Source organism: Sphingobium cloacae, from assembly GCF_002355855.1.
GTDB lineage: Bacteria > Pseudomonadota > Alphaproteobacteria > Sphingomonadales > Sphingomonadaceae > Sphingobium > Sphingobium cloacae.
In genome coordinates this window covers 1,549,099-1,572,894 of record NZ_AP017655.1, presented here as the reverse complement: position 1 = coordinate 1,572,894, position 23,796 = coordinate 1,549,099, and the positions used below count along the sequence as shown (strand labels likewise).

The 23,796-nt window shown below is 63.0% G+C and carries 21 protein-coding genes; 17 read left to right on the top strand and 4 right to left on the bottom strand.

Translation table 11 applies throughout. The features are described from left to right. The first annotated feature begins 3 nt into the window (after nucleotides 1–3). Genes SCLO_RS07645 through ligA form a run of 4 tightly spaced genes read left to right on the top strand, consistent with a single transcriptional unit; the run spans nucleotide 4 to nucleotide 5,744 of the window. A complete protein-coding gene (locus SCLO_RS07645; RefSeq protein ID WP_066516111.1) occupies nucleotides 4–1,032 on the top strand; it encodes a sensor histidine kinase in 1,029 nt (342 codons plus the stop codon). A 47-nt stretch (nucleotides 1,033–1,079) separates the two neighbouring features. Continuing rightward, the gene (locus tag SCLO_RS07640; RefSeq protein WP_066516109.1) at nucleotides 1,080–1,853 is read left to right on the top strand and encodes an outer membrane protein assembly factor BamD; all 774 of its coding nucleotides are present in this window, start codon (nucleotides 1,080–1,082) and stop codon (nucleotides 1,851–1,853) included. Between the two features lie 44 nt (nucleotides 1,854–1,897). Next, nucleotides 1,898–3,559: a DNA repair protein RecN gene (gene recN, locus SCLO_RS07635; RefSeq protein ID WP_066516106.1), complete on the top strand. Its 1,662-nt coding sequence runs from the start codon at nucleotides 1,898–1,900 to the stop codon at nucleotides 3,557–3,559. 49 nt (nucleotides 3,560–3,608) lie between these two features. After that, nucleotides 3,609–5,744, top strand: coding sequence for an NAD-dependent DNA ligase LigA (gene ligA / locus SCLO_RS07630; protein WP_066516105.1), 2,136 nt, complete (start codon nucleotides 3,609–3,611; stop codon nucleotides 5,742–5,744). Between the two features lie 136 nt (nucleotides 5,745–5,880). Here the strand turns inward: ligA and yghU are convergent, their stop codons facing one another. After that, complete coding sequence (gene yghU, locus SCLO_RS07625) at nucleotides 5,881–6,753, bottom strand: glutathione-dependent disulfide-bond oxidoreductase (protein ID WP_066516306.1); 873 nt, start codon at nucleotides 6,751–6,753, stop codon at nucleotides 5,881–5,883. Nucleotides 6,754–6,837: 84 nt separating this feature from the next. Further along, nucleotides 6,838–7,272 carry a universal stress protein gene (locus SCLO_RS07620; protein ID WP_066516104.1) on the bottom strand — a complete coding sequence of 145 codons (435 nt, stop codon included), beginning with the start codon at nucleotides 7,270–7,272 and terminating at the stop codon, nucleotides 6,838–6,840. 366 nt (nucleotides 7,273–7,638) lie between these two features. Here SCLO_RS07620 and groES point away from each other — a divergent pair, with 366 nt between their 5' ends. From groES to SCLO_RS07605, 3 genes are all read left to right on the top strand, one after another. Next, nucleotides 7,639–7,926 carry a co-chaperone GroES gene (gene groES, locus SCLO_RS07615; RefSeq protein ID WP_021243753.1) on the top strand — a complete coding sequence of 96 codons (288 nt, stop codon included), beginning with the start codon at nucleotides 7,639–7,641 and terminating at the stop codon, nucleotides 7,924–7,926. A gap of 53 nt (nucleotides 7,927–7,979) precedes the next feature. Beyond that, nucleotides 7,980–9,623, top strand: a complete 1,644-nt coding sequence (groL, locus tag SCLO_RS07610; RefSeq protein WP_066516096.1) for a chaperonin GroEL — start codon at nucleotides 7,980–7,982, stop codon at nucleotides 9,621–9,623. Between the two features lie 512 nt (nucleotides 9,624–10,135). After that, entirely contained in the window at nucleotides 10,136–12,058 is a 1,923-nt protein-coding gene (locus tag SCLO_RS07605; RefSeq protein WP_231923377.1) for a putative bifunctional diguanylate cyclase/phosphodiesterase, read from the top strand. Between the two features lie 12 nt (nucleotides 12,059–12,070). Here the strand turns inward: SCLO_RS07605 and SCLO_RS07600 are convergent, their stop codons facing one another. Then, nucleotides 12,071–13,024, bottom strand: coding sequence for a crotonase/enoyl-CoA hydratase family protein (locus SCLO_RS07600; protein ID WP_066516304.1), 954 nt, complete (start codon nucleotides 13,022–13,024; stop codon nucleotides 12,071–12,073). Between the two features lie 253 nt (nucleotides 13,025–13,277). Between SCLO_RS07600 and SCLO_RS07595 the strand changes: the two genes are divergently transcribed. Then, entirely contained in the window at nucleotides 13,278–13,424 is a 147-nt protein-coding gene (locus SCLO_RS07595) for a hypothetical protein (RefSeq protein ID WP_231923376.1), read from the top strand. Between the two features lie 44 nt (nucleotides 13,425–13,468). Continuing rightward, nucleotides 13,469–14,599, top strand: a complete 1,131-nt coding sequence (tgt, locus tag SCLO_RS07590) for a tRNA guanosine(34) transglycosylase Tgt (RefSeq protein WP_066516091.1) — start codon at nucleotides 13,469–13,471, stop codon at nucleotides 14,597–14,599. A gap of 1 nt (nucleotide 14,600) precedes the next feature. Here the strand turns inward: tgt and SCLO_RS07585 are convergent, their stop codons facing one another. After that, the gene (locus SCLO_RS07585) at nucleotides 14,601–16,148 is read right to left on the bottom strand and encodes a sensor histidine kinase (RefSeq protein ID WP_231923375.1); all 1,548 of its coding nucleotides are present in this window, start codon (nucleotides 16,146–16,148) and stop codon (nucleotides 14,601–14,603) included. Between the two features lie 48 nt (nucleotides 16,149–16,196). On the opposite strand from SCLO_RS07585, the gene SCLO_RS24510 reads away from it, so the two are divergent. From SCLO_RS24510 to prsR, 8 genes are all read left to right on the top strand, one after another. Then, the gene (locus SCLO_RS24510) at nucleotides 16,197–16,721 is read left to right on the top strand and encodes a hypothetical protein (protein ID WP_456154408.1); all 525 of its coding nucleotides are present in this window, start codon (nucleotides 16,197–16,199) and stop codon (nucleotides 16,719–16,721) included. 28 nt (nucleotides 16,722–16,749) lie between these two features. Then, on the top strand, nucleotides 16,750–17,544 hold the full coding sequence (locus SCLO_RS07575) for a response regulator (RefSeq protein ID WP_066516085.1): 795 nt from the start codon (nucleotides 16,750–16,752) through the stop codon (nucleotides 17,542–17,544). Nucleotides 17,545–17,619: 75 nt separating this feature from the next. Then, nucleotides 17,620–17,751, top strand: coding sequence for a hypothetical protein (locus SCLO_RS24180; protein ID WP_255210221.1), 132 nt, complete (start codon nucleotides 17,620–17,622; stop codon nucleotides 17,749–17,751). 117 nt (nucleotides 17,752–17,868) lie between these two features. Continuing rightward, entirely contained in the window at nucleotides 17,869–18,471 is a 603-nt protein-coding gene (locus tag SCLO_RS07570) for a sigma-70 family RNA polymerase sigma factor (RefSeq protein WP_096362209.1), read from the top strand. Nucleotides 18,472–18,524: 53 nt separating this feature from the next. After that, on the top strand, nucleotides 18,525–18,803 hold the full coding sequence (locus SCLO_RS07565; RefSeq protein ID WP_066516080.1) for a hypothetical protein: 279 nt from the start codon (nucleotides 18,525–18,527) through the stop codon (nucleotides 18,801–18,803). 140 nt (nucleotides 18,804–18,943) lie between these two features. Further along, nucleotides 18,944–20,332, top strand: coding sequence for a TIGR03013 family XrtA/PEP-CTERM system glycosyltransferase (locus SCLO_RS07560; RefSeq protein WP_066516078.1), 1,389 nt, complete (start codon nucleotides 18,944–18,946; stop codon nucleotides 20,330–20,332). A gap of 10 nt (nucleotides 20,333–20,342) precedes the next feature. Continuing rightward, the gene (prsK, locus tag SCLO_RS07555) at nucleotides 20,343–22,424 is read left to right on the top strand and encodes an XrtA/PEP-CTERM system histidine kinase PrsK (protein WP_066516075.1); all 2,082 of its coding nucleotides are present in this window, start codon (nucleotides 20,343–20,345) and stop codon (nucleotides 22,422–22,424) included. Next, entirely contained in the window at nucleotides 22,424–23,794 is a 1,371-nt protein-coding gene (gene prsR / locus SCLO_RS07550; RefSeq protein ID WP_066516074.1) for a PEP-CTERM-box response regulator transcription factor, read from the top strand. Before prsK ends, prsR begins: the two co-directional genes overlap by 1 nt. Nucleotides 23,795–23,796: the final 2 nt, after the last annotated feature.

Below are 23,796 nucleotides of genomic sequence, written 5' to 3'. Positions count from 1 at the left end.
TTAATGCAGCGCCGAAACGAACGATTCGTCGAGCGCCTGCCCCTTGTGCCCGGTCAACGCTGGCTGGGCTTTTTTTGGGCGGCGGTTTTTTGCCTTGTGGCCTTGGGCTTGCGTCTTGCCATGACTCCCCTGCTGGGACATGGCGCGCCCTTTGCCGCTTTCTTCCCGGCCGTGATCCTGACGGCCTTTCTGTTCGGCGCGCTGCCGGGTCTGGCGGCGGCGTTTCTTGGCCTGATCGCGGGCAGCTATTTCTTCCTATTGCCTGTCGCGGACTTCGCCGTCACGTCTGCCGTGGCGGTGATGATGCTTCTTTACACGGTGGTGATGGGGGTGGCCATCGCCATCGTCCATTTCATGCAGAGGGTGAATTTTCATCTGGCGGTGGAACGGGAGCGCAGCAGGGAACTGGCCGAAACCAAGGACCTGCTGTTTCGCGAATTGCAGCATCGCGTGTCCAACAATCTGCAAGTGATCGCGGCCCTGCTGGCGCTGCAACGCCGTCATATCGGCGATGATGCGGCACGGCGCGCGCTGGACGACGCATCGGCCAGGCTGGCCCTCGTCGGAAAGATCAGCCGGGCCATGTATCATCCATCGGGAGAGGGACAGGATGTTTGCACGTTCCTGACAGCTCTATGCAGCGACATCGTCGAAGCGAGCGGGCGGGAGGATGTGACCGTCGATGTCGTGGCGCCCCGGCAGTTGCTGCTGTCGTCCCATATCGGCGTGCCGTTGGCGCTGATCGTGGCGGAGGCGGTGAGCAACGCGATCGAACATGGCATGCCCGATCGGGCGGGGACCGTGAGGGTTTCGCTGGATGCGTCGGAGGAAGGTTTCTGCCTGCGGGTCGTCGATGACGGCAAAGGCCTTGCCAAAGGGAAGAATATCGCCGCTTCGAACAGCCTTGGCCTGCGCATCGCGACGGCCTTGGCGTCTCAGCTTGGCGGGCGTTTCAGGCTGGAATCGGGGAGCCATGGCGGTGCGGTCGCATGCCTCGATCTTCCTCCATCGGCGAACGGAACGCACGACTGACATTCTGCCGCTTGGCGACGGCCATTCGCTCGGCTATGACCCGGCCCATGTTGACGAAAACCATGATGCGCCTTGGCGCTGCTTCTGCTCTGGTCCTGCTCGCGGGATGCGCGACGTCGAAGAACAAGGCCGACACCCAATATGTCGCCCGCGACGTGTCCACGCTCTACAATGCGGGCAAGTATCGGCTGGATCGCGGGCAATATAAGCTGGCGGCGGCGCTGTTCGACGAGGTGGAGCGCCAGCATCCCTATTCGCCATGGGCGCGCCGGGCGCAGCTTATGTCGGCCTTCAGCTATTATATGAATCGCAACTATAATGAAGCGACCGGCGCGGCGCAGCGCTTCCTGTCGATCCACACCGGCAACAAGGACGCGCCTTACGCCTATTATCTGATCGCATTATGTTATTATGAGCAGATCGCGGACGTCACGCGGGACCAGAAGATCACGCAGCAGGCGCTGGATGCGCTGGGCGAACTGATCCGTCGCTATCCCGACACGCGCTATGCCTCCGACGCCCGCCTGAAGATCGACCTCGTCAACGATCACCTGGCGGGCAAGGAAATGGAGATCGGCCGCTTCTACCAGCGCCGCGGACAATGGCTGGCGGCGACGCTGCGTTTCCGCACGGTGGTCGACAAATATCAGACCACGACTCATACGCCCGAAGCGCTGGAGCGTCTGGTCGAAAGCTATCTTGCCCTCGGCATCCCCGAAGAGGCGAAGAAGGCGGCCGCCGTGCTGGGCGCCAATTATCCGGGCACCAAATGGTATGATCGCTCCTTCAAGCTCATTCGGGAATATGCCCCCAAGGCGTAGGATCGTTTGTTCCCCTTTTGTGCATTGAAGGGTAGAAGCAGGCGATGCTGACCGCCCTGTCCATCCGCAATGTCGTGCTGATCGAGGCGCTCGATCTGGAGTTCGGGCCGGGCCTGGGGGTGCTGACGGGGGAGACGGGGGCAGGCAAATCCATCCTGCTCGATTCGCTGGGGTTGGCGCTGGGCGCCCGCGCCGATAGCGGACTGGTGCGCAGGGGCGAAGCGCAGGCCAGCGTCACCGCGACCTTCGATGCGTCTCCGCCGGGACATCGGGCCCACGCCCTGCTGGCCGACAATATGATCGACCTGGAGCCGGGCGAGCCCCTGATGATCCGGAGGACGATCAAGGCGGATGGGGGAAGCCGGGCTTTCGTCAACGATCAGCCCTGTTCCGCCGCGTTGCTGCGGGAACTGGGCGGGGCGCTGGTCGAGATCCATGGGCAGCATGACGACCGGGGATTGTTGAATCCGCGCGGGCATCGGATGCTTCTCGATGCCTATGGGCGGTGCGATGTGGCGCAGGTCGCCATGACTTATGCGGATTGGCGCGCGGCGGCGGATGCGCTGGAGGAGGCGCGGGAAGCCGTCGGCAATGCGGCGCGCGACCGCGACTATCTGGCCCATGCCGTGGAGGAACTGACGCGGTTCGCGCCGGAAGCTGGTGAGGAAGCGGCTCTGGCCGAGGAACGCGCCACCATGCAGAAGGGCGCGCGCCTGACCGACGATCTGGGGGCCGTGGCGGAATGCCTGACGGGATCGGACGGTGGGCTGGCGCAATTGCGGCAGGCGGCGCGGCGGCTGGACCGGATCGCGGCGGACCATGCGCCGCTGGCCGATGTGCTGGCGGCGCTCGACCGCGCGGTGGTCGAGGCGGGAGAGGCGGAAGAACGGCTGAACGACGTGGCGGAGGCGTTGAGTTTCGACCCGGCCAGACTGGACGCCATCGAAACGCGCTTGTTCGATCTGCGTGGCCTGGCCCGCAAGCATCAGGTGCAGCCGGACGATCTGGCGGCTCTGCGAGAGGAGATGGCAACCAGGCTTTCGGCGATCGAAGGGGGCGAGGAGCATCTGGCCGCGCTGGAAAAGGCCGTCGCGGACAAGGCGGATGCCTATCGGCAGGCGGCGCAGATTCTGTCGGTGGAACGCCGGTCGGCGGCTGAGCGGCTGGATGCCGCCGTTGCGGTGGAATTGGCGCCGCTGAAGCTGGATGCCGCCCGTTTCCGCACCGTCGTCGCACCGCTCGACGAAGGGCATTGGAGCGCGCAGGGACAGGACCGGGTGGAGTTCGAGATTTCGACCAATCCCGGCGCGCCCTTTGCGCCGCTGGTGAAGATCGCTTCGGGCGGTGAATTGTCGCGCTTCATTCTGGCGCTCAAGGTGGCGCTGGCCGAGCGGGGCGGAGCCGATACGCTGATCTTCGATGAGATCGACCGGGGCGTGGGCGGCGCTGTCGCTTCGGCCATTGGCGACCGTCTCGCCCGGTTGGCGAAGAGCAGCCAGATTCTGGTCGTCACGCACAGCCCGCAGGTCGCGGCGCGCGGGATGGGGCATATGCTGATCGCCAAGTCCAGCGACGGGACGGTCACCCGCACCGGCGTCCATGCGCTCGATGAAGGGGAACGGCGCGAAGAGATTGCGCGCATGCTCTCCGGCGCGGAAATCACGGCGGAGGCACGCGCGCAGGCGGAACGATTGCTGGAGGCTTGAGGGCCGGTTGCGCCTTTCCGGCTGAGGGGCGCGGCGCTATGGAAGGCGCATGACCGATCCCGCCCAGATGACAGAAGCCGAAGCCGCCAACCGCCTGATGCGGCTGGCAAAGGAGATTGCGCGGCATAACCGGCTCTATCACGATCAGGATCAGCCGGAGATCACCGACGCGCAATATGATGCGCTGATGCGGGAAAACAACGCGCTGGAGGCGGCCTTTCCGCATCTGGTGCGTGCGGATTCGCCCAATCGGCAGGTGGGGGCGGCTCCCACTTCCGGGCTGAAGAAGGTACAACATGCGGTCCGCATGATGAGCCTCGACAATGGTTTCGCGGATGAGGACATCGCCGAGTTCCTGGCCCGCATCCGCCGCTTTCTCGCCCTGGCGGAGGATGCTCCGGTCGCGGTGACGGCGGAACCCAAGATCGACGGGCTTTCCTGCTCGCTGCGCTATGAGAAGGGCGAGCTGGTTCTTGCCGCGACGCGCGGTGACGGCACGACGGGCGAGGATGTGACCGCCAATGTCCGCACCATCGGCGATATTCCGGACAGGCTCGCGGGAGCCGGCATTCCCGATATTTTCGAGGTGCGGGGCGAGGTCTATATGGCCAAGGCGGACTTCGTGGCCCTGAATGAGCGGCTTCTGGCGGAGGCCGGCGACCCGGCCAAGGCGCGGCAATTCGCCAATCCCCGCAATGCGGCCGCCGGCTCGTTGCGGCAGAAGGACGCGCAGGTCACGGCCAGCCGTCCGCTTCGCTTTCTGGCGCATGGATGGGGCGAATATTCGTCGCTGCCGGGCGAAACGCAGATGGAAGTCATGCAAGCCATCGCGGCTTGGGGGCTGCCGGTTTCCAACCTGCTGGTCCGCGTGGACGGTCTGGAAGCGATCCTCATCCATTACCGAAGGATCGAGGCGGAGCGGGCCGAATTGCCCTTCGACATTGACGGGGTCGTCTACAAGGTGGACCGTCTGGACTGGCAGCAGCGACTGGGCTTCGTCGCCAAGGCGCCGCGCTGGGCCATCGCGCATAAGTTCCCGGCGGAACGGGCGCAGACCACATTGGAATCCATCGACATCCAGGTCGGGCGGACCGGCAAGCTGACGCCCGTGGGGCGGCTCACTCCCGTGACGGTCGGCGGCGTGGTGGTTTCCAACGTCACGCTTCACAATGCCGATGAGATCGCGCGGCTGGGCGTCCGCCCCGGCGACCGGATCGTCGTGCAGCGCGCTGGTGACGTGATCCCGCAGGTCGTGGACAATCTGACCCGCGACGATACGCGCGCCTCCTTCCTCTTTCCCGATCATTGCCCTGTCTGCGGTTCCGAAGCCGTGCGCGAAGAGGAAGAGGTGGACATACGTTGCACTGGCGGCCTGATCTGCCCGGCCCAGCGGTTCGAGCGCCTGCGTCACTTCGTCAGCCGGGGCGCGCTGGACATGGAAGGGCTGGGCGAGAAGAGCATCGAGGAATTTTTGAGTCTTGGCTGGATTTCCGAGCCTGCCGATATTTTCCGCCTGTCCGTCCATCGCGCCGAACTGCTGGGGCGCGAGGGATGGAAGGAGAAATCCGTCGACAATCTGCTCTCCGCTATCGAGGCGAAGCGGAGGCCGGATGCGGCGCGGCTGCTCTTCGGCCTCGGCATCCGCCATGTGGGCGCGGTGACGGCGCGGGACTTGCTGAAACGCTATACGAGCTTGCCCGCGATCCGTGCGCTGGCACAGGAGATCATCGCCCTGCGCGACGGCATGGAGCGGGTGGAGGGAGAGGAGGAAAGCCGCTTCCTGAACCGGCGGGACAAGGCCATTGCGGAACTGATCGGCGTCGAAAATGTCGGTGCGGCGGTTGGCCATGCGCTCGCCGATTTCTTCCATGAGCCGCATAATGTGGGAGCGTGGGACGATCTGCTGCGCGAGGTATCGCCCCCCGATTATAGGGTCGAAACGACGGCAAGCGCGGTCACGGGGAAGATCGTGGTCTTCACCGGCAAGCTGGAAACGATGAGCCGGGACGAAGCGAAGGCGCAGGCCGAGCGGCTGGGTGCGAAGGCGGCGGGATCGGTCAGCGCCAAGACCGATCTGGTCGTGGCCGGGCCGGGCGCGGGGTCGAAGCTCAAGCAGGCCGCCGCGCTCGGCATAGAAGTGATCGACGAAGCCGCATGGGCGGAAATCGTGAAGGCGGCAGGATAGAGGCCGAGTAGAGACCGCCGCGTTTACGGGGGAGCGCTCTGCCATTCCATCCGGTTCTCGACTCCGTTCGAACCGAACAGACAGGTTTCGTCTTGGTCAGGGCAATCTCTAACGAGGCGATCCGCCGTCTTGCCTCTCAGGACTCCTGTTGCAGCTTGTCCTGCGTGCGCGTTTCGAATTCGCTGGCGTCGTGCCGTTCGTGAAGCTGCTCTTCCAACGGACCATTGACCTTGTTGACGATCCGTCCGCGCTTCACGGCGGCCCGGTCGTCGATCTGCTTCGCCCAGCGGTTGACATGCTCATAGCTTGCGACGTCCAGAAACTCCGCCGCGCCTTCATAATTGCGGCCGAGGACGATGCCGCCATACCAGGGCCAGATGGCGATGTCGGCGATGCTATATTCGTCGCCCGCCATATATTCATTCTCCGCCAGACGATGATTCAGGACATCCAGCTGACGCTTGGCCTCCATCGTGTAGCGATTGATCGGATATTCATATTTTTCCGGCGCATAGGCGTAGAAATGACCGAAGCCTCCGCCCAGCAGCGGCCCCGCGCCCATCTGCCAGAACAGCCATGACAGCGCCTCTGTGCGTTTCGCTGGATCGGATGGGAGGAAGGCGCCGAACTTCTCCGCCAGATAGAGCAGGATCGCACCCGATTCGAACACGCGTCGGGGTGGAGCGACGCTATGGTCCATCAGCGCCGGAATCTTGCTGTTGGGATTGACCGCGACGAAACCGCTCGAAAACTGGTCGCCTTCGTTGATGCGGATCAGCCAGGCGTCATATTCCGCATCGCTGTGTCCCGCTTCCAGCAATTCCTCCAGCATGATCGCGGCCTTCTGCCCGTTGGGCGTCGCCAGCGAATAAAGCTGGAAAGGATGCTTGCCGACCGGCAGTTCCTTGTCGTGCGTTGAGCCCGCGACAGGCCGGTTGATATTGGCGAACGCGCCGCCGCTCGCCTTATCCCATGTCCAGACGCGGGGCGGGGTGTAGCTGTCGGTCATGCGGGGATGCTCCATCGGTGGCAGTCATCCCGCAGTTAGGAAGCCTCCTCTGATCGGACAACCGCTCCCGCCCGCGCAGTCGGATTATTTCTTGTCCGTCCGGGCGATCAGCACGCTGACCGGCGAATGATGCACGATGGCGGACGCGTTCGACCCCAGCAGCTTGGAGGAGAAGGATGGCTGGTGCGAGCCAAGGACGATGAGGTCTGCGCCCTGCGCCTGCGCATAGCTGATCACCTCGTCGCGCACCGACCCGCGTTTCGTGGCGAAATGCACGCGGCCCGCATCGATCTTCAGTTCCTCGCACCATGCATGCATGGCCTCAGCGGCGTCCTGCTGCTCCCGAAGGTCGAAGTCCTCGGCGAGCAGTTCCGCATAGCGTGTCGGCAGATAATAGCGGACATAGAGCAGGTGGAGCCGCCCTTCCTCTCCGGCGATGGCGCTGGCGCGCCCAAGCGCCGCGCGTCCATTGTCCGGATCATAGATGTCCACGGCGACGACGATATTCGAGAAACGCATTGTCCTTACTCCTTTTGCTTCCTCCATTGTTCCCCTTGGCGCATGGGAGGGAAGCGCCGCGCGGCCGGGACATGAAATAATGCCGGTCGGCAATGGCATGGCGACGGCCGCAACAATCCCGCAACGCGATCATGGCAAGACAGGGGCATGGGGCAATAGGGAAAGACCCCGATTGCCCCGTCTAAAAAAGTTCGGCCTGCCCCTTGACCGGAAAAATCCTTTTTCCATATTCGCGCTGCTGGCACTCTCGAAAGAGGAGTGCTAACAAGGCAAGGTTCAATGGGAGAAGGGCCGGGACGCGCCGGGGGAATAATCCTTCGCGTCCTTCCAGATCCCACAACGTCGTAAGAGGGAAAGGCACTCAACATGGCATTTCGTCCGTTGCATGACCGCGTTCTCGTTCGCCGCGTAGAGGCGGAAGAGAAGACTGCCGGCGGCATCATCATCCCCGATTCCGCGAAGGAAAAGCCGCAGGAAGGCGAAATCGTCGCCGTCGGCACCGGCTCCAAGGCGGAAGACGGCAAGGTCACGCCGCTGGATGTCAAGGCTGGCGACCGCATCCTGTTCGGCAAATGGTCGGGCACCGAAGTCAAGGTCGATGGCGAAGACCTGCTCATCATGAAGGAATCGGACATCCTCGGCGTCGTCGCCTGAGCATAGCCGTTCCAACCGCACTCTAATTTGCAAGAAAGCAGAGGTTTCATACCATGGCTGCAAAAGAAGTAAAATTCTCCCGCGACGCCCGTGAGCGCATCCTGCGCGGCGTCGACATCCTGGCCGATGCGGTCAAGGTGACGCTGGGCCCCAAGGGCCGCAACGTCGTCATCGACAAGAGCTTCGGCGCTCCCCGCATCACCAAGGACGGCGTTTCGGTCGCCAAGGAAATCGAACTGAAGGACAAGTTCGAGAATATGGGCGCCCAGATGGTCCGCGAAGTCGCTTCGAAGACCAACGACATCGCCGGTGACGGCACCACCACCGCGACCGTTCTGGCTCAGGCCATCGTCCGTGAAGGCATGAAGTCGGTGGCTGCGGGTATGAACCCGATGGACCTGAAGCGCGGCATCGACCTCGCCGTCGCGAAGGTCGTCGACAATCTGAAGACCCGTTCCAAGCCGGTCGCCGGTTCGAACGAAGTCGCGCAGGTCGGCATCATCTCCGCCAATGGCGACCGTGAAGTCGGCGAGAAGATCGCCGAAGCCATGGAAAAGGTCGGCAAGGAAGGCGTCATCACCGTGGAAGAGGCCAAGGGCCTCGACTTCGAACTGGACGTCGTGGAAGGCATGCAGTTCGACCGCGGCTATCTGTCGCCCTACTTCATCACCAATCCGGAAAAGATGTCGGTCGAACTCGCCGACCCCTATATCCTGATCCATGAGAAGAAGCTGTCGAACCTCCAGTCGATCCTGCCGATCCTCGAAGCGGTGGTGCAGTCGGGCCGTCCGCTGCTCATCATCGCGGAGGACATCGAAGGCGAAGCGCTGGCGACGCTGGTGGTCAACAAGCTGCGCGGTGGCCTGAAGGTCGCTGCGGTCAAGGCTCCGGGCTTCGGCGACCGCCGCAAGGCCATGCTGGAAGACATCGCCGTCCTGACGAAGGGCGAAGTCGTCTCCGAAGATCTCGGCATCAAGCTGGAGAACGTCACCCTCGGCATGCTCGGCACGGCCAAGCGCGTCACCATCGACAAGGACAACACCACCATCGTCGATGGCGCCGGTGAAGCCGAAGCGATCAAGGGCCGCACCGAACAGATCCGTGCGCAGATCGAGACGACCACGTCCGACTATGACCGTGAAAAGCTGCAGGAGCGTCTGGCGAAGCTGGCTGGCGGCGTGGCCGTCATCAAGGTCGGCGGTGCCACCGAAGTCGAGGTGAAGGAGCGCAAGGACCGCGTCGACGACGCGCTGCACGCGACCCGCGCCGCTGTGGAAGAAGGCATCGTCCCTGGTGGCGGCACGGCGCTTCTCTACGCGACCAAGGCCCTGGAAGGCCTGAAGGGTGAGAATGACGACCAGACCCGCGGCATCGACATCATCCGCAAGGCCATCGAAGCGCCGCTGCGCCAGATCGCCCAGAATGCGGGCGTCGACGGCGCCGTTGTCGCCGGCAACCTGCTGCGCGAGAATGACGAGACCAAGGGCTTCAACGCGGCGACCGACACCTATGAGAATCTGGTGGCCGCTGGCGTGATCGACCCGACCAAGGTCGTCCGCGCCGCGTTGCAGGACGCTGCTTCGGTTGCCGGTCTGCTCATCACCACGGAAGCGACCATTGCCGAACTGCCCGAAGATAAGGCGGCCATGCCCGCCATGCCCGGCGGCATGGGCGGCATGGGCGGCATGGACTTCTAAGAAACGATCTTCGCGGGGCGGGCGGCCGTCCGCCCCGCGATCGGATCGAAAGTCCATACGCAAGCGACAGGAAAAACAGGCCGGCGGAGCGATCCGCCGGCCTCTTTTGCGATGATAGGACATGCCTGAATGGAAGCCCACTATCGTCCTGCGAAAGCGGGAGCCCGATCGTTGCGCGACGGGCTGGCATAGAAGCCGCTTTTAAGTGCCGAGCAGGTCGCAGCGATCAAGCTAGATGTCCTATCAAGGCCATGGCAGCCGAACACAGCGTGTCAGTCGGCATCATCGTTGCAGTCAGAAAAGGGCGGCGCGCTTACGCAAAGAATAGGAAGTGAGTTTTCAAACTTTTACAAACCGGCGCGATTTTTCGCAGAAAATCGTGGGTATGATTAACCGAAAAATAAACCAACGGCTCCATTTTGAGGATCGGGAACCGGAGACCCGCCGATTTGCGCGCTATAGGAACTTTTCTGATCAGTCGACTTGCCCGGCCCACGGCGCAGGATGCCGATGTGCGCCGCAGTCTGGTGGAAACGCTCTACGCTTCGCCGGCCTCCCTCACCATTGGCGCCGCGACCGGAACCGCCGTCGGCATCGTCATCAGCAGTCTCAGTCATGACCCCATGATCGATGTGATTGTCGCGGCGGTGTGCATCGTGGCGACATTGCGCGTCGTCACCGCGATATTCTTCCACCGTCAATTGATGCGCGGCACTGCCGTTGCTTCGCGCCTGTGGGAACTGGTCTATGAGCTGGGCGCGTGGGCCTATGCGGGCCTGCTGGGCCTGATGAGCTTCGCGACGCTTGTCGCATCGGGCAATTCCGTCATGCACATGCTCAGCGTGTCCATGGCGACGGGCTATGCGGGAGGCATTTCGGGCCGCAATGCAGGGCGGGTCCACATCGCGATCGGACAGGTCTGCCTTGCTCTCGTGCCTACCGCGACAGGGCTGTGGCTGGAAGGTTCGACGGGTTATCGCGTCCTTGCGATCGCCATGGCGATGATGGTGCTGGGACTGGCGGAAATCAGCTCCACGACGCACCGCATCGTGGTTCAGGCGCTCAAGGGCAAGCGCGATCAATCCGTCCTCGCCGAAAAATTCGAGCGCCTGGCACGCTATGACAGTTTGACCGGGCTTGAAAACCGCATGGCGATGCAGATGCGGTTGCAGGACATATTCGACAATCACATGGCCCCGCATGACGCGGTGGCGATCCTGTGGATGGACATCGACCGCTTCAAGGAAATCAATGACTCGCTGGGACATATCGTCGGCGACCAGCTTCTGCGCGGCGTCGCCAAAAGATTGACCGAGGTCGTCCAGGACAAGGGCTGGACCGCGCGTTTCGGCGGGGACGAATTCGTGATCATCTGCCCCAATGCCGACCGATTGACGGCGCAGACCATCGCGCGGGAGATCATCGAATATTTTGCCTATGGCTTTGACGTGGGGGACCATCATCTCGAAGTGACCGCGTCCATCGGCTATGCCGTGGCGCCGCAGGACGGCCGCCATATGGACGAACTGATGCAGCATGCGGACATTGCCCTGTATGAAGCGAAGCGGGAAGGGCGCAACCGGGCGGCGAGTTTCAGCTGGTTGTTCAAGGAACGCTTCAACCGTGTCCATGAGATCGAGACGGGCCTTCGCCGCGCCATAGAGGGGCAGGAATTGAGGCTGGTGTTCCAGCCGATCGTCGATCTGGAAAACCTGCATATCCACGCCTGCGAGGCTCTGCTGCGCTGGGAACATCCCACTTTGGGGCCGATCCCGCCGTCGGAGTTCATTCCGATCGCCGAGGGCATGGGCCTGATCGAGGACATCACCTCCTGGGTCGTGCGGCACGCCTGTCTGGCGGCGGCGTCCTGGCCGACGGATGCGCGGGTGGCCGTCAACATATCGCCCGCGTCGCTCAAGTCCGCCGAACTGCCGGGCAGCGTCATTGCCGCGCTGCTGGAATCGGGGCTGCCGGCGCGGCGGCTGGAACTGGAAGTGACCGAATCCATCTTTCTGGATGACAGCGGGCAGGCCAACGCCATTTTGCGTGAATTGCAGCGGATCGGATTGCGGCTGGCGCTGGACGATTTCGGAACGGGCTATTCCTCGCTATCCTATCTGCGCTCCTATCGTTTCGACACGCTGAAAATCGACCAGAGCTTCATGGCGGGGGTCAGCGCCAATGCGGAAGATCGCGCCATCGTCCGCGCCATCGGCAGCCTGGCCCGCGATCTGGCGATGGATACGGTGGCCGAAGGCATAGAGACGCTGGATCAACTCGATCATGCGCGGGACGCCGGCTTCACCAATGTGCAGGGCTATCTGTTCAGTCGGCCGGTATCGTGCGAGGCGGTCACCGCGCTGATCGCCCATGGCGCATTGACGCCAAAGGAGGAATCGCTTCCTGTCCCCTTTCCGCGCCGCCGGGCGAGCTGATCGGGGGAAAGGTCAGCGCAGGCGGGTTTGCGCCGCCGCCAGCCGCCGCATCATGCGCAGGTCGCGATCCGACAGCATCAGCGCTGTGTCGGTCCATGTGGTGACGATGTCGGTCAATTCCTCCAATGTCATCGGATGGACGCGACGCCCCGCCCGCGCGATCCCGACATAACCGGCATGGTGCGCGCTGTGATCGGCGATCCACCGGCGGGTCGCTTCTTCGCCTTCGCCCGCTTCGACCACCTGCGAGACGATGCCCATGTCGTACATCTCCTCGGCGCTGTAGACATGACCTTCCATGATCATGCGCCGGGCCAGCACCGGTCCGACGCGGCGCGAGAGGATCGAATAGGCGCCCATGCCGGGAAAGAGGCCGAAAAGGACTTCGGGCAGGCCGAAGCGCGCCTGCCGCTCCGCGATGATGACATCGAAGCACATCAGCGCTTCCAACCCGCCGCCCAGCGCATCGCCCTGCGCCAGCCCGATGTTGATGATGTTCATGTCGTTGCTGTGCCAGATGCGATCGACGATCTCGACGCAGGAAATGCCATATTTCAGCAGCGCTTCCCGGTTGCGGCTCTGGATGCATTCCGCGAACATCTCCAGGTCGCCGCCCAGATTGAAGACGCCGGGAAAGCGGGAGCCCAGGACCATGAACTTGAGCGAGCCGGGGTTCGCGCCGAACAGGCGCTTGCTTTCGCTGAGCCATGTCATCGTGTCACGAATGAGGCTCTGATTCGAATTGGGGCGATCATGGGGAGTCATGAAGGCCCATAATGTGCCCAGCTCCGCTTCCCAACGGACATCGATCTGTCCCAGATCGAACAACAGCGACTGGCTGAACTCCTCGGACGCCGTGCTTTCCGTAGCGTCGCCATAATCGTTGCCTGCCGGAAGGGAGATGTCCTCCTCATGCGGCGTTCGCATGTCCACATGGGTCGGATTAAATCGCCCTGAATCAATCATCTGCGCCCCCGCATTCTTATTTCTCATCAACAGAACAGGGTTGTGGGTCTCATGCAATGCAATATGATGACATGTTAACCACTTTTCCGACCGACTGTTGCCTGAAAGCATAAGGATGAAGGGCTGCTGCTACCATCCTGTTGCATGTTTGCAACTTGGCATGACAGGGAAGCAGAAATTTCGGCCTTGTTAACCTTTATGGGCTAGACAGCTTTCCATGTATCGACGTTCGCCCGATCCCAAAATAGTGCTCATGATGCTGCATGACGATGCGAACGGCGCATCATGGCAATTGCGGCTGTCCGATGACTGCCTGCGGTTCATCGGCCGATACAAGCGGGTGGAAGGTTTCCGCATCGAAGCGGTGCTGCTGGTCGAAGGCCTGCGCAAGTCGGGCTGAGAGCGCCCTTGTGCGGGCTGTCGTTCGATTATAGACGGCGCCCCGTGACCCAATCGCGTTTTTCCTTTTCCATCGCGGCTACGGAGGGCAAGGCCCGCACGGGCGTCATTGCGATGCGCCGCGGCGACATCCGCACGCCTGCCTTCATGCCGGTCGGAACGGCCGCCACCGTCAAGGCCATGCGGCCCGCCGAGGTGCGCGCGGCCGGGGCCGACATCATATTGGGCAATACCTATCATCTGATGCTGCGTCCCGGCGCGGAGCGGATGGCGCGCCTGGGTGGACTGCATGGGTTCATGGGCTGGGAAAGGCCGATCCTGACCGACAGCGGCGGCTATCAGGTGATGAGCCTCTCCGCCCTCACGAGAATGAGCGAGGAAGGCGTGTCCTTCTCCAGCCATATCGACGGATCGAAGCATATGCTGAGCCCCGAACGGTCCATGGAAATCCAGCGGCTGCTGGACAGCGACATCGTCATGGCCTTCGACGAATGCACGAAGAACGGCTGTACCCATGACGAAGCGGCGCGGTCGATGGAAAGGTCGATGCGCTGGGCGAAGCGGTCCCGCGACGCCTTCGATGCGGGGGGCGGCCATGCGGAACGTGCGGCTCTGTTCGGCATCCAGCAGGGGTCGCTGGACGAAGAATTACGACGGGTTTCCGCAGACAAGCTGATGGACATCGGTTTCGATGGCTATGCGGTGGGCGGGCTGGCCGTAGGCGAAGGGCAGGAAGCGATGTTCGGTTGCCTCGATTTCGCGCCGGACATGCTGCCTGCCAACAGGCCCCGCTATCTGATGGGCGTAGGGAAGCCGGACGACATCGTCGGCGCGGTGGAGCGGGGCATCGACATGTTCGATTGCGTCCTGCCCACGCGCAGCGGCCGCAATGGGCAGGCCTTTACGTGGAACGGCCCGCTCAATATCCGCAATGCGCGTTTCGCGGAAGATCAGGGACCGCTCGATCCGCGTTGCGCCTGTCCGGTCTGCTCCACGTGGAGCCGCGCCTATCTGCATCATCTCGTCAAGGCGGGCGAGATGCTGGGCGCGATGCTGATGACCCAGCATAATATCCATTTCTATCAGGACCTGATGCAGAATATCCGCGACAGCATCGCGGAGGGCCGCTTCGCTGCTTTCGCCGCCGGTTTCCGCAACGATTACAGGCGGGCATGACTCAAGGCAGGGTGGCGATCTCTATCGCATAGAGACCCGCTGCCGCATCATGGTCGAGCGGCGCGCGCAATTGGCGTGACAGGCCGGTGAGGATGCGCCCGTACCGCTCTTCGAGACGCGCGGTCATGGCCGGTGACGCGCACAGGGCAGGGGACCGGATTTCCAGTTGGGCGCGATCCGTGGACCCGGCGTTTGCATGGATGGCGATCCGCATGCCGGCATCGGGCGCGGACATCATCGCCAATTCGACCAGTTCCGTCAGCAGGAAGGCGATGGGGACCGCGACATCCTGACTGATGTGCAGGTTGTCGCTGTCGATCTGGATGATGAAGCGACGCGCATCGGCGGGCGCGCTGCCGCGCAGGCTGGCGGAGAGTTCGCTGATGAGGGAGCGCACGCCCACCCCATGATTTTCCTCCAGCTCCGCATAATGGTTGCGATGAACGACCGACAGCGCATCGACCCGCCGCTGGATCGAGGCATAGGCTTGGGATGCCTCGGACGTGCCGGCGGATCGGGCATGCAGGTTGATGAGGCTGGTGATGATCTGAAGATTGTTCTTCACGCGATGATGCACTTCGCGCGTGAGCTTGCGCTGCGTCTCCAGCGCCTCGGCCATTTCCGCCTCATGGGTGGCGACCTCTTCGCTGATCGCGCGGAATGTATCGCCCAGCGCCACGATTTCCTGCGCGGGCGTCCGCATCCGGCGCAGGGGCTCCAGCACTTCGCCGGGCTGATAGGCGGCGACGGAACGGCGTAGCAGCACCAGCGGGCGAATCAGCAGCCGGTTGACCACGAACCAGCCGATTGCGGCGGCGGCGAACCACATGACCAGCGGCAGGAAAAGAGAAAGAAGCCGGGCGGCGGTCGCCGGAGGGTCCTGCACCGTCATGGTGAGTAACAGGTCCGGATGCATGACCCGCGCCGACAGGCTGATGCTGCGATGTTTGGATGGCTGGCGGCCGCCCCCCTGGGTGACGAACAAGGTCGCTCGCCCCTGCTCAAGACTGAGCTGGCGATTTTGCAGGGCGGTGGCGGGATCGGCCACTTTTTCCAGATGGGCGCGGGAATAATAGGCGAGGGCGACGATCCGGCCGTCGCGGCTGATTTCACGGCTGACGAGGAACCCGGCTTGCGGGAGCAGTGCGATCTGGGCGGGGTCGAAACGGCTCTGCGCCGTTATACCGGCTGGCTCGGCCGCTTGCGAACCGCACAGCCGCCGCCCCGCCCGGTCGTAGATGTAGAAATGCCCTTCGCTGCTGGCGTGGGACCGCAGGAAGAAGGAAAGGCGGTCGCACATGCCCGCATCCGCCGTGTGCGCGGCGATCGAATTGATGGTGAGGGCGATGGCGGTCCTGTCCGATGCGAGATCGGCGGTCAGCTTGCGGGCGCTTTGCGTCACCGCGACCCTCAGCAGGGCTTCCTTTTCGAGATCGGCGGTGCGAATCGCCTGAAGCGAGGCCACCAGCGCCAATATGCCAAGCGGCAGAAGCGCCAGCGTCAGGATGAGGAACATCTTGACGCCGGTAGAACGGAAATAGCTGTTCATTATCGCGGGTAGGCGATGGACAGACATGGGTCGGCCTGAGGAGGGGAGATGACTGCCCTGATCATGGCGGCGTCAGTCCAGTTTACTGAGAAGGTCCAGCATTTCCGCGGGAATATCCTCGTCAACCGCCCGCTGATAAACCGAACGCAGGGCGTCGGCGACATGTTCCGTGCTTCCGGAACGGGTTGCTCGTTTGCCACGCGTGGCATGTTTTGCACGTTTCATATCGGTAACGGCGGCGCCTGCATCGCTCTCAATCGCCTCCGTCGCATCCCGTTCCGTTGTCGAAGAAACCAAAATTCAGCCCCTATGAAACAATACGTGCCATGCCTGCAGATCTGTTTTTTGCGAGTTTCCGGGGCAGCGTCAATTCACGGAACATGTAAAATCCGTAAACCTTGGCTTTGCCGTCGAAAAAAACCGAACGGCAGTGAAACAAATCTCTTCGTCGATGGTTCCCGGATTCAAGGCGTTTTTTGTATCATCGGCATCGCTGGTGACGAGGGGGCTGGACTTGCCATGATGACATTGTCGATCCATTCTCCTTGTTCGAAACAGATTTCGCAGCATTGAGCCCGAAGGGCAGGGAGAAGACCAAAATATGTCGCTTGGACAGCAGCTGCACCCCCATCTTCCGTTTTTGCGCCGCTATGCGCGTGCCCTGACGGGCGACCAGATGCACGGCGATGCCTATGTGCGCGCCACGCTGGAAGCCATTGTCGCTGCGCCTGACGAATTTCCGGCGGACGTCGATCCGCGTCTGGGCCTTTACAAGATTTTCCATGCGATCTGGTCGTCATCGCATCTGGACGATGTGCCTCCCTTGCTGGACCCGGACGGACAGGAAGCTGTCGCCCGCGCGCGCCTGGGCCGGTTGACGCCCTTGCCGCGCCAGGCCCTGCTTCTCACCGCGTTGGAAGGGTTCACCGTCGAGGATACGGCCTATCTGATAGGCATGTCCTCGGGGGACGTTGAAGCCCTGGTGGAGGAAGCGCTCAGCGCCATCGAATCGCAAACCCGGGCCAAGGTTTTGATCATCGAGGACGAACCGATCATCGCGATGGACATCGAAACCATCGTGCGCGACCTGGGGCATGAAGTGACGGCGATCGCCGTGACGCGGGAAGACGCCGTGCGCGAAGCGATGGCGCAGCGTCCCGGACTGGTGCTGGCGGATATCCAGCTGGCCGACGATTCCAGCGGCATCGATGCCGTGAAGGACATTCTGGCGGAATTTTCGGTTCCCGTGATCTTCATCACGGCCTTCCCGGAGCGGCTTCTGACGGGAGAAAGGCCGGAGCCGACCTTCCTTATCACCAAGCCGTTCCAGCGTTCAACCGTCAAGGCCGCGATTGCGCAGGCGCTTTTCTTCGATGAAGCCACGGCGCCTGCCTGACGCGGCAGAAGGCGGATATGCCGGAACCCCCGCCCGTCCATTGCGTTATTGATGCGTAACGATGGGAGAGGCACTATGGCGGATAAGGAGCAGCATATTTCGGCAGAGGATGTCCGTGCCGGATCGACGCCCCATATCGTGCGATATATTCTGGGGGTTTCGCTGGCGTTGGCCGTTCTTGCCATGCTGCTGGTTCTATGGCGCTGAAGCCTGAATGATAGGATTTCCGATTGGCTGCTATCAGCATAAGGTACAAGCATTTCTATGGCTTTGACCATTCCGGATCACACGATGGGAGCGACAGGCGGCGCGGAGGCGGCTCCAATGGATGAGGCCGTTGAGCGCGCCACATTGTCCGATGAGGATTTCAAGCGGGAACTGGCTGCGGTCATTCCCCATCTTCGTGCCTTCGGCCGGTCGCTTTCGGGCAATCGCGATGTCGCGGACGATCTCGTGCAGGAGACGCTGCTGAAGGCATGGGCTGCGCGTAGCCGCTTCCAGGCGGGCACGAATATGAGGGCGTGGACCTTCATCATCCTGCGCAACCATTATCTTTCGCAAATGCGTCGTTCGCGCTTCCGGGGCGAGTGGGACGATCTGACGGCCGACCGTCTACTCGCCGCGCCTGCGGGCCAGGACAAGCATGTCGAGCTTTCGGACATGCAAAGGGCGCTCCTCCAACTGCCCCAGCCTCAGCGTGAAGCGCTGATATTGGTCGGCGCAGGCGGTTTCGCCTATGAGGAAGCCGCCGAAATATGCGGTGTGGCCGTGGGCACGATCAAAAGCCGCGTGGCGCGGGGACGCGCTGCGTTGGAGCAGATCATGGAGAGCGGTGACCTGCCCTCGCGGCGCAGCCAGGAGACCACCGAAACGGCGGTTCTCGACGAGATCATGGAAGATGTCGATCGGCTCAGCCGGGGTCGTTAAGCCATCGGAACGAATCGGATGGAAATCCGTTCTTCCATGGAAGGAGAAGGGAGATGGAAGAAGAACCCCCGCAGCCTGAGTCATCAGGCAGGCAGAAGCGTTCGGTCGATCCGGCGCGATCGCACGGCAGCGGGCTGGTTTTCCTGTTGATCACCCTCGCCCTCATCCTCGCCATCGGCTTCTTCTATCTCTCCAAGGGCCGGGAAGACAGGCGGGCCGATCGTTTGACCGAAGCGGCCAATTCCATCGACAATGCGGCCACCATAGTCGGCGATGCGGCGAAAAACGCAGCGGACGCCTTTCGCAAGGATGATGGTTCCGGGCCGCATTAGCCCAAATTCCCCGCATTTTCCGTTCAGGAATTATTTGCCATTTTCGGGCACTCTCCGGAGGTGTCGGATTTCCTTACATGCTGTGTAAGGGTTCCGGCGCGTGAGGCTGCGTTGCTGCGGCCTGGAGAATGCACGGGATCATGATCAGGCTTTTCAAACATTATGTGCCGCACGCGGTATTGCTGCTGGGCCTTCTGGATTTTGCGCTGCTGCTTTGCGCGGCGGAAGGGGGCTGGGTTTTGCGGGCGCGGCAGATCGGCATGGATGTCGATCATATCACCACCCGTCTCTGGCCGCTGCTGAGCTTCGTTCTCGCGATCCAGACAGCCATGATCGCGGTGGGCGTCTATGGGACCGAGGCGTTGCAGTCGATCCGCTTCGCTTTCGCCCGCCTGCTGGTCGCGGTGTCGCTGGGCGTCATCTTCCTGTCGGTGATGCACTTCATCGGGCCTGAAATGACGCTGTGGCGCTCCAACTCCCTCTATGCGATGGCGCTGGCGATGGCATTGCTGATCCTCGTCCGCCTGATGCTGGGTTCGATGATCGGCGGCGAAGCCTTCAAGCGCCGCTTGGTCGTGCTGGGCGCGGGGAGCCGCGCCGACCGCATCCGCGAACTGGAGCGCAAGAAAGGCGCTGGCTTCCTGGTCGTCGGCTATATCGGCATGAATGACGGGGCGCAGGTCATCCCCGAAGCCATCAACCGCAGTGCCATCTATAATCTCGCCGATTTCGTGGTCCGGCTCGGCGCGAGCGAGGTCGTGCTGGCGCTGGAGGAACGCCGCAACGCGCTGCCGCTCTCCGATCTGCTGCGGGTCAAGACGACCGGCGTCCACGTCAATGAGATTTCCACCTTTCTGGAGCGCGAAACGGGCAGGGTCGACCTCGACAGCGTGAACCCGAGCTGGCTGATCTTTTCGGACGGCTTTTCCTCCGGCCGCCGCCTCTCCAGCATCGCCAAGCGCCTGTTCGACATCGCCGCCAGCCTGATCCTGCTGATCCTGACCGGCCCCGTCATCCTGCTCGCGGCCATATTGGTGAAGCTCGACAGCAAGGGACCAGCCTTCTACCGGCAGAAGCGCGTGGGCCTTTACGGGCAGGAATTCTGGATCGTCAAACTGCGCACCATGCGGCAGGACGCCGAAGTCGCCGGCAAAGCGGTGTGGGCGGAAAAGGACGATCCGCGCATCACGCGCCTCGGCTATTGGCTGCGCAAGCTGCGGATCGACGAACTGCCGCAGACATGGACCGTCCTCAAAGGCGAGATGAGCTTCGTCGGGCCGCGCCCCGAACGCCGCCAGTTCGTCGAGGATCTGGAGCAGCATCTGCGCTATTATGCGGAACGCCATATGGTGAAGCCGGGAATCACCGGCTGGGCGCAGATCAACTATCCCTATGGCGCGTCGATCGAGGATGCCCGGCACAAGCTGGAATATGATCTCTATTATGCCAAGAACTACACCCCCTTCCTCGACCTGCTGATCCTGATCCAGACCGTGCGCGTCGTCCTCTGGCCCGACGGCGCGCGGTGAGGGCGGGGCGGTGAGCATCCTGCTGCAATTTGTCGGGAACTGGGGCCATGCCCTCGCCGCCGCGCTGTTCGCGGCGCTGGGCATCTTCATCCTGCGCCGGCGCGACGGAGAGGTCGAGCCGCGCCTGATGGCGGCGGCCTTGCTGATGACGTCCTGCTGGGCGCTCTACGTCTCGTTCGGAGGAGTCGGCCAGTCGCTTTCCGGCTGGGGGGAGAGCGTACGGAACGCGGCATGGCTGCTGCTGATGTTCGTCATGCTGCGGCGGGGCCCCGCCGGGCGCACCGGGCCGATCTTCGCGATCGGGCTGGTCTATGCGGCGGTCATCGGCCTGCTGATGCTTCAAAGCTTCACGGATTTCGTCGCGCAGCAGCTTTCGGACGAAAGCGAACTTCACCATCCGCTGACGCTCCTTTCGCTGATCCTGCGGATGATGACGGCGGTCGGCAGCCTCGTCCTTGTGCATCAGCTTTATACCGCCTGGCCGGTGCGGGACAGGGGGAGGGTGGCCCTGTTGCTGGCGGCTCTGGCGGCCATGTGGACCTATGATTTCAGCCTCTATGGCGTCGGTTATTTCGCGCCGGCGCATATGCATGAACTTTACGCCCTGCGTGGCGTGATGATGGCGCTGCTGGCGCCCATCATCGCGGTGAGCCTGCGCAAGGAATTGTCGGGCCGCATCCAGTTGTCGCGCAGCCTCACCTTCCAGTCGCTCTCCGTCGCCGCGGTGGCGCTCTATGTCATCCTGTTCGCGGCGGCGACCGTCCTTATCGAGCTGATCGCCGGTCCCTATGCGCGGGTGATGGAGATTGGCGGCGTCTTCTTCATGGCCGTGACCGCGCTGATCCTGCTGCCCTCGCCGCAGCTGCGCGCGCTATGGAAAGTGCAGGTCGCCAAGCATTTCTTCCAGCATCGCTACGATTATCGCACCGAATGGATGCGGTTCGGGGAAACCATCGGCAGGCCGGGGAGCGACGCCCCCGCGCTGGGCGAGCGCGTGGCGAAGGCCGTGGCCGACATCACCGATTCGTCGGGCGCCCTGCTGTTGCTGCGCAGCGAGGACGGACGGCTGGTTTTCGAGACTCATTGGAATTGGAACCTCGACTTTCGCGAGACGCCTTCGCTTTCCAGAGACGTGGCGTTGCGGCTGGAGCAGACGGGATGGATCATCGACATCGAGGGCGCGCAGGGGGATGCCGCCGCCATGCCCTTGCCCGATTGGATGAAGAGCGACGGCCGGGGCTGGGCGCTGGTTCCGCTGATCCATTTCGGCAAGCTGATCGGGGCGATCCTGCTCGCGCGGCCGCCCATCGACCGGCGGCTCGACTGGGAGGATCTGGACATGCTCCGCGCCGCCGGGCGGCAGGCCGCGACCTATATCAGCGAAGCGCAGGGGCAGGAGGCGCTGAGCGATGCGCAACGCTTCGACGAGTTCAACCGCCGCTTCGCCTTCATCATGCATGACGTCAAGAATCTGGTGAGCCAGCTTTCGCTCCTCGCCCGCAATGCCGAGCGCCATGCCGACAATCCCGAATTCCGCGCGGACATGATCCTGACGCTCAAGGAATCGGTGGGCAAGATGAACGATCTGCTCGCCCGCCTGTCCCAGCATAACAAGGGGCGGACCGAAGAACCCCGTCCCATGATGCTGCGGGAGATGGCCGATGCCGTGGCGCGCTCCCGCTCGCGCCAGCATCCCGTGCGCGTGACCGGCGACGCGCTGCCGGTCATGGCCGATCCTGTCCGGGTCGAGCAGATTCTGGTGCACCTGCTGCAAAATGCCATCGACGCCAGCACGGCCGAAAGTCCTGTCGAGCTTCGCCTGTTCACCCAAGGGGATGAGGCCGGTGTCGAGATCGTCGATCACGGCACGGGCATGACGGCGGAATTCGTGCGGCGCGAATTGTTCAAGCCTTTTTCGAGCAGCAAGACCGGCGGTTTCGGCATCGGCGCTTTCGAGGCGCGCGAACTGGCCGCCGCCATGGGAGGGAGGATCGACGTGGAGAGCAAACCGGGCATGGGCAGCCGTTTCATCCTGCGCTTGCCTCTGGCGTTTGAAGGGGCACCGATCATGAGGAAGGGGGAGGCTGCCTGATGAGTGATACGCGGCCTAAATTGCTGATCGTCGAGGATGATCCGGGCCTCCAGCGCCAGTTGCGCTGGGCCTATGAGGAATATCAGCTTTTCATCGCGGGCGACCGGGAGGAAGCGATCGAACTGCTCCGCGCCGAAACGCCCGATGTGGTGACGCTGGATCTGGGCCTGCCTCCCGACCCGGACGGCACCAGCGAAGGCTTCGCCACGCTGGCGGAAATCCTGCGTATCAAGCCGGATACCAAGGTCATCGTGGCATCCGGCCATGGCGCGCGGGAAAGTGCGCGCGATGCGATTTCGGGTGGGGCCTATGATTTCTACCAGAAGCCGGTGGACATAGACGAGCTGGGCCTGATCGTCCGCCGCGCCTTCCACGTCCACACGCTCGAAAGAGAAAATGCCCGGCTGGCGGAAATCGCGCCGGAGGGCGCGCCCATCCTTGGCAAGCTCATCACCAGCGCGCCCGAAATGATGAAGGTCGCGCGCACCATCGAGCGGGTCGCCAGCGCGCAGGTGTCCGTCCTGCTGCTCGGCGCGAGCGGCACCGGCAAGGAATTGCTGGCGCAGGGGCTTCACGACGCCAGCCCGCGCAAGGACGGCAATTTCGTCGCCATCAACTGCGCGGCGATACCGGAGACGCTGCTGGAATCCGAACTGTTCGGCCATGAGAAGGGCGCTTTCACCGGCGCGGTCAAGACGACGCCGGGCAAGATCGAGCAGGCGCAGGGCGGCACGCTGTTCCTCGACGAAGTGGGCGACATCCCGCTGCCGCTTCAGGTCAAGCTGCTGCGCTTCCTGCAAGAGCGGGTGATCGAACGGATCGGCGGGCGGCAGCCCATCGCCGTGGACACGCGGATCGTCTGCGCCACGCATCAGAATCTGGAGGAGATGATCGCGGCGGGCACTTTCCGCGAGGATCTCTATTATCGTCTGGCGGAAATCGTCGTGCGGATACCCGCGCTTCGGGACAGGCCGGGCGATCCGGCGCTGCTGGCGCGCCATTTCCTCAACCGCTTCGCCAAGGACATGAACCCGCAGGTCAAGGGGCTCGCGCCCGACGCGCTGGCGGCGCTCGACGCATGGCATTGGCCGGGCAATGTGCGGGAACTGGAGAACCGGATGAAGCGCGCCGTCATCATGGCCGACGGCAAGCATGTGACCGCCGCCGACCTAGACCTGGACGGCGAGCGGGAGGCCGGCGGCGATGTCGTCAACCTCAAAGCCGCGAGGGAGATGGCGGATCGACGCGCTATTCGGCGGGCGATTGCGCGGACGGATGGGAATATATCCGGCGCGGCGAAGATGTTGGGGATCAGCAGGCCGACCCTCTATGACCTGTTGAAGCAATATCAGATGCAGGGACAGGGCTGACG